The sequence below is a fragment of the Tissierellales bacterium genome, assembly GCA_025210965.1.
Lineage (GTDB): Bacteria > Bacillota > Clostridia > Tissierellales > JAOAQY01 > JAOAQY01.
Genome location: JAOAQY010000030.1, coordinates 1 through 14,412, shown reverse-complemented (window position 1 = coordinate 14,412; position 14,412 = coordinate 1). Strand labels below are relative to the sequence as shown.

Below are 14,412 nucleotides of genomic sequence, written 5' to 3'. Positions count from 1 at the left end.
AACAGACTAGGAGGAATTGACATGGAAGGATTGATTTACATAGCAGTGGTAGTCGTATTTATATTTGGATTACTAGGTGCTTTATTTTCAAGGTACAAAAAATGCCCATCGGACAAAATTTTAGTTAAATACGGTAAGGTTGGTAAAAGTGGTGATGGTGGCAATAAGTCAGCTAATTGTATTCACGGTGGAGCCGCATTTATTTGGCCAGTATTCCAATCATATGCATTTTTGGATTTGACACCAATATCTATAGAGGTAAATTTAACAAATGCACTTAGTAAGCAAAATATCAGAATTGACGTACCATCTAGATTTACAGTAGGGGTATCAGTAGAACCTGGAGTGATGCAAAATGCAGCAGAACGTCTTTTAGGACTTCAGAGAACAGAGATACAAGAGTTAGCTAAAGATATCATATTTGGTCAATTGAGACTCGTTGTAGCAACTATGGATATCGAAGAGATAAATACAGATAGAGACAAATTCTTAGCGGCAGTATCAAATAATGTCGAGACAGAACTTAAGAAAATAGGTCTTAGACTAATAAACGTAAACGTTACAGACATAAACGATGAATCGGGCTATATAGATGCACTTGGTAAAGAAGCTGCAGCTAAAGCAATAAACGATGCTAAGAAAAGCGTTGCTGAGAAGAATAGAGATGGTTCTATCGGTGAGGCAAATGCAACTAGAGACCAGAGGGTTCAAGTCGCAGAGGCAAATGCAACTGCTGTAGAGGGTGAAAACCTTTCTAAAGTAACTATAGCTCAGTCTGATGCAGACAAAAGGGTTAAAGAAGCCGAAGCTAATAAAATTGCAGTATCTGCAGAGAAAATTCAAGCTGCTAAGGCTCTTGAAGAATCATATGTAGCAGAGGAACTTGCAGAGAAACAAAGAGCGAGAAAAGAGAAAGCTACTAAAGAAGCCGATGTTATCGTAAATGCAGAAATCGATAAGAGACGTATGGAAATTGATGCAGAGGCAGAGGCAGAAAAGGCAAGACGTCATGCTCGTGGTGAAGCGGATGCTATATATGCAAAAATGGAAGCCCAAGCGAAAGGTATGAACGAAATTCTTGTTAAACAAGCAGAAGGTTTCAAAGCCCTAGTAGAGGCAGCTAATGGAAATGCTCAAGAAGCAGCTATGCTTATGATTGCAGATAAATTAGAAGATTTAGTTAAGATTCAAGTAGAAGCTATCAAAAATCTTAAAATTGATAAAGTGGTTGTTTGGGATGGAGCAAATGGAGGTGGAGATGGTAAAACATCTACAGCTAATTTCTTATCAGGCATGATGAAATCTATCCCACCAATGAACGATTTATTCCAGATGGCAGGACTTCAGCTTCCTGATTACCTAGTAAAAGAAATGGAAGAGAAAAAAGATCAAATGATTCAGGACGCTATAGAAGCTCCAGTGGTAGATGCAGAATTTGAAAAAAATGAAATCGCAAAAGAAGAGCAGTTAGAAGAAAAATAATAATTATAGAAGGCGGAGAGCAGCATGAAATTAATCAGAAATGATGATTTCATGCTGCTTTTTTTGTAAACTTTGTTAATCATAACTACAAATAAGTGCTTTAATTGTGACTGTGGGTATAAGTAAAGTGAAGATGGACGATAGGAGGTGAGATATTGAAATTAAAGTTGATTGCTATTATATTTTTATGTACTATTCTAAGCTCACAAGCTAAAGCACAGGATATAGTTGATATAGATAGAGGTGCAAGTTATTTATCAAGTGATATTCATTCACAGGCTGTAGCACTTTCAAAAAAATATCCCGATATACTTGAGATGGAGAGTCTTGGAAAATCATTTGATGGCAAGCAGATATATGCAATTAGAATTTCGAAAGATATATCTCAGATCAGTAGAAGTGCCAAATTTAATGTAAGCAAGCAGCATTATTTAGTTGAATCCGGAACGCACGCTAGGGAGACGTTTAATCCAGTGCTCGTGATGAAAGAGATAGAACTTTATTGCAAGGATTACTACAACGAAGCGACTATACCAGAATTTAATATGCATGAGATACTAAATACATCGGTTATTCACTTTTTGCCTCTCACAAACCCAGATGGATTCGATTTGGTAAAAAAGGGAGAAGATTCTATAAGAACACCTCGTGCAAGAGAAAGCATCTCTAGAGTAACGTATATAGACAAAAATTACTATAAAGCAGGTCTTAGAGGAGTTGATTTTAATAGGAATTATCCGTCTAGATACTTTGACTTTGACGAAAATAAATGGATAGATTTGTGGAAAAAGTATCCTGGTGATTTGTTTAGAGAAGAACCATCTTGGGCTTATTTTCACGGAACAAAGCCTGCTTCCGAGCCAGAAGTTAAGATAGTCATGAATTATGTAGACAGGTATGATTTCAGAAATTTTGTATCGTATCATTCACAAGGTCAAATTCTTTATTGGCATCAATACTATTTTTCAAGTAAATACAATGAAAGAGCTAAATCACTTGCCAAGGTATTTGAAAAAATTACTGGTTATGAGATGATGAACAGAGGAAATGGTATTGGCAGTGGGTACTTGTCTGATTATACAACTCATCGCACATTGAAGCCTATAGTAGTGGTAGAAACCATAGCAGAAAATGCAGATAGACCTACGCCACAGAGTTATTATAGAGCAGCTTATGACAAAAATAAGCTATTGCCCCTATATGCAATAATGGAAGGGCAGAGAGTGGGTTATCACAAATATAGATTGTATGTTGATAATATTTACAAAAGAGATTTTGAAGAATACAGATATGCAAAAGCACATCAAATGGAGAGTGGTGGACAAATAATAGAGGGAGAAGGAATTCCAGATTTCAGAATAGAAACGCCTTGATGATATATGATATAATAACGGTGAGCTAATATATATTTTTGAAAGGATGATTTGTGTGAAACTGAATTACAATCAAAGCGTAGATGACATAGTGGCATTTAACATCCACCATTTGAATCATTCAAAAACTGGTAAGAAAGCTTTAATGATTCAAAGACTTGTAGGGCCAATTATGTTTATTGTAATGTTTTTTGTAATAACGATGATATCTGACATACCTGCATGGTATTGGGGTATTTCATTTGCAATAGCTGCTGTACTTTGGGTAATATTTTATCCAAAAAGTGTAGTGAAACAAGTTGAAAAACGAGTGAGAAAAATGATAGAAGAAGATGATAACAAGGGTTTAATAGGAGATAGAGTTGTAGAAATTAGTGAAAATGGTATAGATGTAACTACAGATTATAGCAAAGTAAATCACAGCTGGGAATCTGTAAATAAAATTGAGCAGGACGAAAAATACATCTATATCTACCAGAGCTCAATGAGCGCTGTAATGATTCCTAAAAGTATTTTTGATACTGATGAAGATATGGAGAATTTGTTAAAAACAGTTGAGGCGTTTGCTGGAAAATAAGTTGAGCAATTTATTTGAAATTGAGAAATACTGAAAATTTATTTTCATTAGATAGAGTTGAATATTGTGAAAGAAGTTGCTACGAGATATGAGAAAATATCTTGTAGCAACTTTTTTTGTAAAAATATAAAAGGTTTTGGTCATAGGGCAATGAGATATAGAGAAATGAAAGCATAGTTTTTTCTAATATTTGCTTCACTTAGATTGTTTAGACCACTAATGACTCCTAAGGTGAGTTTAGTAGTCGGATTAGTCCTGATAATAGGATTTATAATACTAGATTTTGGATTTCATTTCAATTTTGAATCAATCGTATTTAGAAGAATGCGTCTTCGTACCATCAAAAAACACAAGAACAAGGAATTTAAGAAATCATTAGGCTACAAAGTATTTGACATAGATGATGATGGTATAAGAGCGAGAACGGCATATGATTTCAACAAGTTGAGCTGGAATCGAATAGTAAAGGTGGTCAAAAGTGATATAAATTATAGTTTATACATATCGCAGATTGAAGCTATAGTCATCCCTAAGCGAGCATTTGAATCACAAGATCAAATTGACGAATTTGAGAGTATTGTGAAGAGAAATATACAAAAACATATGGCGGTATAATTTAGACAAGCAATGAATGAATTAAACTACATCATTGAAGAATTGAAAAGATAAAGAATCCCCCTATAAATCTAATCAATTAGATTTATAGGGGGATTTGTTAGGTTATATAGTAAATTTTAGCTACACATAGTAATATCGCTATCTTCATCATCCCAGCACTCAGTATTTTTAAGTCCTTTGATAGAAGAGGCTTTAAACACTGGATTCTTTCCAGCTTTCTTTTGAATTTGATAATCCTTTAGAGCTGCAAAGGCAAACTTGCCAAGCAATAATATAGCTATAAGGTTGATTATTGCCATAGAACCCATGAAGAGATCTGCTAGATTCCAAACTATATCAATCTTACTTCCAGCTCCCCAAAATACCATATAAACTACAGCTAAACGGTATATAGTTACTAGTACTTTATTAGAATTCATAAATTCTATATTAGTTTCTCCGTAGTAGTAATTACCAACTATAGAGCTAAATGCAAATAGCAAAATACATATAGAAATAAATATACCACCCCAAGCACCTACTTGAGAGCTAAGAGCTGTTTGAGTAAGCTCTATACCCTTATCACTACCAGTTTGATATACTCCACTTATTAGAATCAAAAATGAAGTTGCAGTACATATAAGTATAGTATCTGTAAATACTCCGAGCGTTTGAATCAAACCTTGTTTTACTGGATGAGAAACCTCAGCTGTTGCAGCTGCATTAGGAGCACTACCCATACCAGCTTCATTTGAGAATAAACCTCTCTTTACACCTTGAGTTACTACGGTAGCTAGTACTGCACTACCAAAAGGTCTTATTCCAAAGGCACTTTCAAATATAAGTGAAAAAATTCCAGGTATCATAGATATATTTTTTACTATTACAAAACCAGCAATACATAGATAAGCAACAGCCATTACTGGAACGATAACTTCTGTTACCTTAGCGATTCTGTGGACTCCACCGAATATAATTATAGCAGTAAATACAGCAAGAGCTATACCCATATGAATTTTATCTATGCCGAAAGATTCGTTTAAAGCTGCTGCAATAGTATTCGATTGAACTGCATTGAATACAAGTCCAAAACAAAGAGTTATAAGTATAGAGAATGCTATTCCCATCCATTTAGCTCCGAGTGCTTTTTCCATATAGTAAGCAGGACCACCGCGGTATCCATCACCATCTTTTACCTTGTAGATCTGAGCAAGAGTACTTTCGACGAAACTAGAACCAGCACCGATTAGCGCTATTACCCACATCCAAAATACAGCGCCAGGACCACCAGCGGCAATTGCAAGTGCTACACCAGCTAGATTACCAGTACCTACTCTAGAAGCAGTACTTATACAAAATGCTTGAACAGAAGAGACTCCTTTTTTGCCTTTTGAACTAGCACCTTCAGTTAAAAGACGAATCATTTCAGGTAACATTCTAAACTGAACTCCACCAGTTCTAATAGTAAAGTAAAGACCTAATGTAATAAGCATAAATATAAGTACATATGACCAAAGTATGGTATTACCAGTATTGACAAATGAATTTAAAATATCATACATATAAAAAAACCTCCTTAAAAATAAATATCAGATCTTTTGAAAGAAAGCACGACAGTCAAAAGATCTGAAGAAATATTTCGAATTTGTAATAAAATTATTCTAACATATATTTGCAACAAAATAAATAAAAATAACGAAAGTAAAAATATTCTGAAAAATGAAGTTTGTTAGAAAGCCCAGAATATACAAATACATTTGAAAAAAAGAATAAAATGAAACAAAACTTGCAATATAGCATTTGTGGTAAAATAGTTTGTAAAACAATTCATAGGAGGGATTATTTATGAGAAAGAGTTATAATAAATTAATTAGAGACAAAATACCTGAAATAATTGAGAGTTCGGGCAAAACGTATAAATTAGAAATAGCTGATACGAAATTGTATAGAGAAAAACTTCATGAAAAATTGATAGAAGAGGCAAGTGAATTTAGAGATGAACCTTGTGCTGAAGAAATGGCTGATATATTAGAGGTATTAGAAGCGCTCATGAGTGAATACGGTATATCTAGAGATAAGGTACTTGAAGTAAAAGAAAAAAAGGCGACCGATAGAGGCGCCTTTGAAAAACGATATATATTAGATTACGTAGATTAAGGGATTAAATCCTTTTTGTCAAATTCTATGACAATCATATCTTCGCTAGACATATAGTGAATTCTACCAGAGAGAGTATTTGTAACTAAGTGATATACACTGTATAGTTCTATACCTGATGCATGCCTAGTAAATCTAGAGAGAGTAAAGGGATCGAACAATAAATCTCTCTGATCTGTAGTTATGGCTGGACCAGAATCCTTGTAAGAGAGTTTTATATGACCTTGTGACTCGCTAAGTGATAGAAAAATTTGACCATGGAGTGTATTTTGTAAATTGTAGTATACAGAAAATTTTATTAAATTTAACAAAATATCGTGAAAAAGCATAGGGTAAAATTTAATTTCTATGCTTTTTTTGCAGTCCAAGTAGAAATCAATTTTTTGATTTCCAGATAAATCATTTATTCTAAGAGATGTATTTTCAAAAACTTCTTCTAATTTAAATGTTTTAAAAATACCATGCTTAGGATTTGTGTTGATTTCTTTCAATGATGAAAGTATCTTGTTAGCAGAAAGCAAACTAATAGTTGCAAATTGCGATAAATCTATCAGTTCATCTAATTGCTTTTCTAAGAATTTTTTGCTCAAATTGCCTTCAACTAATTTAGCATTTAGCGTATTTAATTTTGTTTCGAAATTAGATACGCTAGTTATAGCATTGCCGACAGGGCTTCCAAGTTTATGTGATATTCCACCTAGCATTAGACCTAAGCCTTCTAGTTTTCGAGCTTCTAATAGGCGGTCTTGAGTATTTTGTAAATCCTCTAAAGTAGCTTGAAGTTCCTCGTTCATTGCAAGTAAATCTTGAGTTCTTTCTGCAATTTTCATATCTAGTTCTATATTGTGCATTTGTATAGTCTTAAATGAACTTTGAAGATTTCTTTTCATAGAGTCTATTGATCTTGCAAGAATACCCAATTCATCTGATTTCAATAGATACGATTCAGGTAATTTTTCATCATAATTTCCAGAGCCTATTTTGTGTATTTTAGATGAAAGCGTTTCGATAGGTGTTGCTATTTGATTACTCAAAAACAGAACTATAATCATTGAAATTAGCATGCATATGACCAAAATATAAGCTAATTTTGATAAAAATGAATTTAAATGACCATAGACATCATCTTTAGCTACTGACATAGCTAATATCCAATCATTGTCTAATTTTTGAAATGCTAATACTTTTTCTTGATTATCATACCAAGTGTATTCGATTAGACCGCTATTTTCATTTTTCATTTCTTCATAAAATGATTTGAAACCGCCATTATTAACTTCAGATATATGATCGTCGATAGAGAAGTCAGGATGAATTATGAAATTTCCTCTATCATTTATGAGCATTGCGTAACCTGAATCAAAAACTTTCAGATTTTCTAAATCATTTTTTATGTCGTCAAATATGAAATCAGTACCTATTACAGCTAATAAATGTCCGTCTTTATACAAGGGTTTTGTATGAGATATAAATATAAATGGAATGTCGAATGTTGAAGGATAGGGATCTGTCCATATAGCTTTTCCTTGAAGTATTGGTTGATAGAACCATGCTTTTTTTTCGTAATCATTGTCATAGTAATCCATAGTGGCCTCTGGAATTCTATCTAACATTCCATCGCCATCAGCATCTATGAACCATATATCATGAGCTTCATTTATCAAGTCAGGATTGAAGTAAATATAGACATCTTCGAAATTTAATGCGAATTCGTATACTATTGGAGTAAGGTAATTTTTATAATTTTTTAGATAATTTGGTTCGCTAAAAACAGCCTTAGTATCAAATGTTGCTAGTACAATTGATTCTAAAGATCGTATAACAGTGATGCTATTTTTTAGTTGAGAATTAAATCTTGCAGTGTATTCAGCTGAGATTAAATGCAATTTTTCTTCAGCATCTCTTTTCATAAAATTAGTTGCATAATTCAAGCTAAAGCTTCCAACTACGATCATTATTATAGTAAGCATCAAAAAATAAAGCAAAAATAATTTTTGTCTTATTCCTATTTTACAGTTTTTAAACATAAAAACACCTCTATTCTATATAGTATAAATACCACGAAAAGAGGTGTATCAATCTTATGAATTGCTTGAAATAGATTTTTTAGCTAGATATACAAATAATAGAGCTAAAACAGCCATCATACTACAAATTGCAAAACCATAAACAAAATTAATATTAGAGAATCTACCTATTATGATATTGCTTGGAATACCTATGCAGTCAATAATCATGGCATAAATAGACAATAAAGTAGCGCGATCGCCACTAGAAATAGATTTGTTTTGAAAATCTGATACTATTGGCTGAGATATGCTTACAAGCCCAGCTATAGATGCGACGCCAAGTATAGCTACAAATGGAGATTTTGTAAAGATTAGCAGAGAACAAATGATACCAATTAGCAAACATATCGCTAAAAGTGTATTGAAATTTCCAAATCTCCTAACTAATTTGTATGACTTTCCAGCGCTCAATCTAACTATCTGTACTATTATTAGTATTAGACCAAAATAAGTTATAGGAATACTTGCTTTTATATACAAGTTTTGATTCAAGAATACTGTTATTGCTTGGTTTATTTCAAATAACATAGCAGCGGCAACAACTATATACACTATATTTTTATTTGAAATAGCAACTTTAATATTTTTGAAAATCGATGTATTAGACTTTTTCAGATGATCTAGGTCCTTTAAGAAAAAGGAAAGTATCAGACTAATGCCATATGGAAATATAGTGAAAAATGAAGTCCATTCCATTCCAAATTGTATGATAAAAGACGAAATACCAGAAGCTAATAGAAAACCTAGGCTAGAGATCATAGCGTAGTGACTAAAAACTTTATCCGAATTTTTATTGTCAATAGATTCATACAAGAGAGCTTGGTCACAGCCAGATATTCCTGACACTGCAACAGCTAGAAAAATTCTTTCCAACAAGAATGAATAAAATCCAAAAGCTCTCCAAAATATAATTTTTGAAATAAAGAAGAAACCATTTGCTAGAATTAAAGTCCTCTTATATCCGATTCTGTCGGCAATCCATCCCCATGGAATTTCAAGTAAAATCATAATAGCAAGGCAACATGATTCTATCAGAAATATTTCACCTAAGCCTAGACCACGAGACTGTCTGTAAAGAGTGGCAATAGGGCCGTAGAATACAAATCCTTGTAAAAATATGATTGTAAAAAGTATATAAACATTGCGTTTAATTTTCATTTTGAAACCTCCTAAAATATAAAAAAAGTGTAGTCAAATAGACTACACTCTCTAAGCAAATAGGAGGTAGCCGTATTTAACCCGATACAAATATAGACACAAAAAACAACTTGATAAAATCAAGCATTTAAAAAATTATAGTGTCTAAGATTAATTAAATCGGATTAACGGCTGGCATATTCTAAGTTCTCCTTTGAAATCGTATTTTTATTATTCGTAAATAATATCATAGAATACTCAACTTAGCAAATAATGATTGACAAAAAAATCAAAAAAACATAAATTGCAACGTGAATTTAAGATGAATTTAAGAAAATTCTGTCATCCTATAATTGAGTAAAAGGGGGAATTCATTATGAATATGAAAAAGAAATGGAAATCAATACTAATGGCAGCTGGGATAGCATTTTTTACAGCTTTATTGCCAGCAGGTCAAGTAAATGCACAAGAAACGCTAAAATTACCCAGTGATTGGGCACTAGTTGACTCACAAATGGCTTATTATTATGATTTGATAGATGATAATGATTGGGGGAATTTCAGCGAAAATATTTCAAAAGAGGCTTTAGAAAAACTTTGCCTGAACCTATATCAATCATTGAAATCGCAATGTGATGAAGATAATATTCCAGAGTTTACAGAGAATATATCAGAGACTGATCAAATCAATAGAAGAATGGTGTGTGTGGCACTTTATAGAGCGCTTGAAGCTTCCATGCCAGATGTAGATTTTGATGCACCAGTTGAACACAAAGCGCTTTATAAATCGCAATTATCAGATGCTGTTTATGCTATGACATATAGAGGCGTGCTCAGCAGTTTAGATCTAAAAGATTTGAATTTAGAAGATAAAGCTAGTAGAGAAATGGCATATGTATTGTCAGCGAGGTTATATGAGACAGCTAAAAAAATGACAGATGAGGTTTCAGAAGGGACTTTTTATAAGGTGACAAAGGGCAATAAATCGATGTATATACTTGGAACAATGCATTTATTGCAGGCAAAGAGCTATCCATTCCAAGAAGATATATACAAAGCCTTTGATGAGGCTGAAAAATTGGTTGTAGAGCTAGATTTATCAGACCAAGAAGGACTTAATTATTTTACCACCAGACAATTTTATCAAGGCGAAGAGAGTTTGAAAAATCATTTGAGCGAGTCACTATACAATGAATTAAAGGAAAAAATAGTTAGTATGAATTTAGACCCAGAAGTGTATATGAAGTTAAAACCATGGGCTATGAATTTATTTTTACAGACACAATTGACTGAAAGTCCAGCTACTGAAACAATTATGGGGCCAGATATGTATTTTGTAGCAAGAAATCTCGGCAAAAAGGAAGTTGTTGAATTAGAGGGCTGGGAATTCCAAACAGACTTGTTTAATGATTCTGATGAAAAGATGCAGATAGATATGTTAAAAGACATTTTGGAAACTGCTGATGAGAAATCAGATGAATCAAAAGAAGACATGACAAAAATTCAGGAAGCTAGAGAAGATATGCTCACAGCGTGGGAAAATGGAGAAGCTTATGAGTTAGAGATGATGATTAGTAGCCCTAAAATGGAAGCTAGTAGAGGCGAATTTGAAAGAGAATTTTGGGATAAGAGAAATATAAATATGGCAGAGAAGATAGAGCAGTATTTTGAAGATGAAAGTGAAGATGATTACTTCGTGTTATTTGGAGCTGGTCATTTATATGGTTCAACAGGAGTTATAGAAACATTAGAAGCTAAAGGTTATAAATTCAAGCAAATCAAATAATTTGGCTAAATTTATTAAAAAATATTAAAAATAGGTTGTCGAATATTTTGGGTAAACATAATATGGGAGGTGGAAATTTTGATTGAAAAATTAATAAAACCGCTAGATTATGAAGACCTGAAATATTTGAAGCCGTATTTTGAAAAGTGGGGACCACATACTTCTGATGTAAATCTCACTAATCTATATATTTGGAAAGAAAAGTATCGTTTTCATTGGCTAGAGTTTGAAGGTTACATATGGATTATAAATATAAAGGAAAATAAGTGGTATTTTTCACAGCCAGTTGGAGACTATAAAGATTTAGATAAATTGAAGAAAGCTATTATGAATTTGAAGGAAGAACTAAAAACGCTAAATAGAGGGCTAATTATAAAAAAAGCAGATGAATCCTTTGTATTTGAATTTAAAAAATTGGAGATAGATGCTGAAATTTATGCTAGAGCTGAAGAGATGGATTATGTATATGATTTTTCCAAGCTAAAAAATTTATCGGGCAAGAAATATCATAAGAAAAAAAATCATGTGAATAAATTCATGAGAACATATCCGAATTGGAGATTTGAATTTTATGATGGAAGCCAAAAAGATGACATTGCAAAAATTATGAGCTACTGGTTATCGAAACATAGAGAAGACTACAATACATTGATACATGAGTCTAAGGGAATATTGGAAATAGTAGATAAATGGCAAGAACATCCAATAAGGATGGGACTATTATATGATGAAAATGTATTAGTTGGATTTAGCATATCAGAGCTAGTCTTTGATGATATGATGCTAATACATATAGAAAAGGCTAATACTGAGTATACTGGGGCGTATACTATGTTATTTTATCAAATGGTAAATAGTGAAAAGAATAGTTTGAAGTGGATAAATAGAGAACAGGATTTGGGAATAGAGTCTCTTAGAAAGTCAAAACTTTCGTATCATCCTCAGAAAATGATTGAAAAGTACACTATTAAAATTATTGGCGAGTGAACTCGCTAGTGAATAAAATTTTTATCTGAATTGTTTTGAGGGAGCCGCTCTAATTAGAAGGGCTCCCTCAAAAAATATAGATCTATTTAGCAGAAGCTTGCCTCAATGGTTTACGTGAGGTGAGTTTGATTAAACAAAAATTATTCTATTTGAAAAAGAAAAAATATATGATAGAATGTAGAAAATAAAACGTTAAAATTTTTTTTACGTTATTGAAGTGTTTGAATGATTTTAAGGAGGGGACTTTAATGAAAGTAGAAATGTCTAAGTTTTTACAAGAGAGCAAAACTAGATTGAAAGAACTTGTTGGCAATTTAGGAAAAGACTTTAAATATGTTTCGGTTTTGGGTTCAGATACAACGGGAACGAAGTATCAAGTTACTCAGACTGGAGCATCTATTGGAGAGTCTAATTGGTCAGAGCGAGGATTTGTAGCAAGGGTATACAATGGAATAGGTTATTCAGAGTATTCATTTAATACCATGGATGATTTGTCTGATATAGAAAAGCGAATAAAAACTATTGCGAAAAGCGATGTAGATAATTTGAAATCACAGGGGATGGAATTTGTAGAATATCCTGTAATAGAAGAGGATGAAATTAGCGAAAGCTTTTATGGTGAAGTAGAAAAAGATCCAGAAGCTATGTCTCCAAAAGATGTAATCAATACACTTACTGATTTGAAAAATGAAGGAATGAGTCTTGCAGAATTTTTAATTGACTTTAGAGCTATATATGAGAGTGTTAAAGTGTGCAAGTTATTTATTTCATCAAATAAAGATTTAGAGCAGTCTTATAATTGGGTAAGTAGCTATTTGATTCCTATTGGAAGAAATGAAGAAGGTGTAAAGTACGCTTTTAAAGGATTTTCTGGAATGAAAGGTGCAGAGATACTTGATGAAATGCATTCAGGTCTTCAAGTTGCGGTAAATGAAGTTAAGGACTTATTATCAGCAGAGAGACTGTCTCCTGGTGAATATGATATAATTTGTGACCCAGATATGGCAGGACTTATAGCTCATGAAGCATTTGGTCATGGAGTTGAGATGGATATGTTTGTAAAGCAAAGAGCAAAAGCTGTGGAATTTGTTGATAAAGCAGTTGCTGCAAATGGTGTTAGAATGCATGATGGAGCAAAATCAGCTACAGAAGTATCATCATATCTATTTGATGATGAAGGTACTATTGGAACAGATACTGTAGTAATTGATGATGGAATACTAAAATCAGGGATTTCAGATTTACTTTCTGCTATGAAGTTAGGGACTGTACCGACAGGAAATGGTAAGAGAGAGTCATTTGAAAGAAAAGTATATGCTCGTATGACAAATACTTTCTTCTCACCAGGAGAGAGCACATTAGATGAAATGGTAAAATCTATAGAAAATGGATATTTACTTGAAGGTTTCCAAAGCGGTATGGAAGATCCAAAAAACTGGGGAATTCAATGTGTTGCAATGAAGGGTAGAGAGATAATTGATGGTAAATTGACAGGTAAGATAGTGGCGCCAGTTTATTTGACTGGTTATGTACCAGATTTACTTAAGTCTATATCTATGGTTTCGAAAGATTTCAAATTATCTGGGACAGGAGCTTGCGGTAAAGGTTACAAAGAATTTGTAAAAACATCGACAGGTGGTCCTTATCTCAAAGCTAAAGGGAGGTTGGCATAATGCTAGAAATAATTAAGTCAGTCATATCAGGATTAGAAGTTGATCACTACAAAATAATAGAAGATACTATAGAATCTAAAGAGCTTTTCTTTATAAAAAAGGATTTAGATATGAACAGGGGAAAGGCTGTAGTAAATTATGCAGTTACTATTTATAGAGTATTTGAAGAAGATGACCAAAAATATATGGGATCATCTACTGTAAGTATTTCTCCAACTATGGAAAAATCCGATGTTGAAAAAATTCTTGAGAAGGCAGCTTATGCAGCAACTTTTGTAAAGAATCCATACTATCCTATGGCTAAACCAAGTGAAAAAGAAGCAATGGCTATAGAGAGTCAATTTTCAAAAGAAGATATAATGCAACTTATGATGGGATTTAAAGATAGTATTTACAAAAATGATATGGAAGAACTTGGTGGAGTAAACTCGGCTGAGATATTCTTAAATAGAGGTAAAAGACGTATAGTTACATCTGAGGGAATTGATGTAGAATTTAATCACTACGATGGAGAAATAGAACTTATTACAGACTGGGAAGAAAATGGCGAATCAGTAGAACTTTACAACATGAT

At 32.8% G+C, this 14,412-nt stretch carries 12 protein-coding genes; 9 read left to right on the top strand and 3 right to left on the bottom strand.

Annotation, left to right across the window (positions count from 1 at the left end; all coding sequences use genetic code 11):
• Positions 1–21: 21 nt before the first annotated feature.
• From N4A40_01670 to N4A40_01655, 4 genes are all read left to right on the top strand, one after another.
• Complete coding sequence (locus N4A40_01670) at positions 22–1,482, top strand: SPFH domain-containing protein (protein MCT4660541.1); 1,461 nt, start codon at positions 22–24, stop codon at positions 1,480–1,482.
• Between the two features lie 155 nt (positions 1,483–1,637).
• Entirely contained in the window at positions 1,638–2,855 is a 1,218-nt protein-coding gene (locus N4A40_01665; protein ID MCT4660540.1) for a M14 family zinc carboxypeptidase, read from the top strand.
• A gap of 55 nt (positions 2,856–2,910) precedes the next feature.
• Positions 2,911–3,432: a YcxB family protein gene (locus N4A40_01660; GenBank protein MCT4660539.1), complete on the top strand. Its 522-nt coding sequence runs from the start codon at positions 2,911–2,913 to the stop codon at positions 3,430–3,432.
• A gap of 204 nt (positions 3,433–3,636) precedes the next feature.
• Positions 3,637–4,047, top strand: coding sequence for a YcxB family protein (locus tag N4A40_01655; GenBank protein MCT4660538.1), 411 nt, complete (start codon positions 3,637–3,639; stop codon positions 4,045–4,047).
• 119 nt (positions 4,048–4,166) lie between these two features.
• On the opposite strand, the gene N4A40_01650 is transcribed toward N4A40_01655, so the two are convergent.
• Positions 4,167–5,591 carry an alanine:cation symporter family protein gene (locus N4A40_01650; GenBank protein ID MCT4660537.1) on the bottom strand — a complete coding sequence of 475 codons (1,425 nt, stop codon included), beginning with the start codon at positions 5,589–5,591 and terminating at the stop codon, positions 4,167–4,169.
• A gap of 283 nt (positions 5,592–5,874) precedes the next feature.
• Here N4A40_01650 and N4A40_01645 point away from each other — a divergent pair, with 283 nt between their 5' ends.
• A complete protein-coding gene (locus N4A40_01645; GenBank protein ID MCT4660536.1) occupies positions 5,875–6,186 on the top strand; it encodes a nucleoside triphosphate pyrophosphohydrolase in 312 nt (103 codons plus the stop codon).
• Here N4A40_01645 and N4A40_01640 read toward each other — a convergent pair.
• Both N4A40_01640 and N4A40_01635 read right to left on the bottom strand, forming a co-directional pair.
• Entirely contained in the window at positions 6,183–8,213 is a 2,031-nt protein-coding gene (locus N4A40_01640) for a Cache 3/Cache 2 fusion domain-containing protein (GenBank protein MCT4660535.1), read from the bottom strand. The genes N4A40_01645 and N4A40_01640 overlap by 4 nt on opposite strands.
• A 54-nt stretch (positions 8,214–8,267) precedes the next feature.
• Positions 8,268–9,413, bottom strand: coding sequence for an MFS transporter (locus N4A40_01635; GenBank protein ID MCT4660534.1), 1,146 nt, complete (start codon positions 9,411–9,413; stop codon positions 8,268–8,270).
• Positions 9,414–9,768: 355 nt separating this feature from the next.
• Between N4A40_01635 and N4A40_01630 the strand changes: the two genes are divergently transcribed.
• The 4 genes from N4A40_01630 to N4A40_01615 all read left to right on the top strand — a co-directional run.
• Positions 9,769–11,178 (top strand): TraB/GumN family protein, encoded by a 1,410-nt coding sequence (locus tag N4A40_01630; protein MCT4660533.1) that lies wholly within the window; start codon positions 9,769–9,771, stop codon positions 11,176–11,178.
• Between the two features lie 78 nt (positions 11,179–11,256).
• A complete protein-coding gene (locus tag N4A40_01625; GenBank protein MCT4660532.1) occupies positions 11,257–12,165 on the top strand; it encodes a phosphatidylglycerol lysyltransferase domain-containing protein in 909 nt (302 codons plus the stop codon).
• 248 nt (positions 12,166–12,413) lie between these two features.
• On the top strand, positions 12,414–13,838 hold the full coding sequence (locus tag N4A40_01620) for a TldD/PmbA family protein (GenBank protein MCT4660531.1): 1,425 nt from the start codon (positions 12,414–12,416) through the stop codon (positions 13,836–13,838).
• Positions 13,838–14,412 (top strand): TldD/PmbA family protein (locus tag N4A40_01615; GenBank protein ID MCT4660530.1); only part of this gene is annotated, 575 nt, incomplete at its 3' end. The genes N4A40_01620 and N4A40_01615, both read left to right, overlap by 1 nt.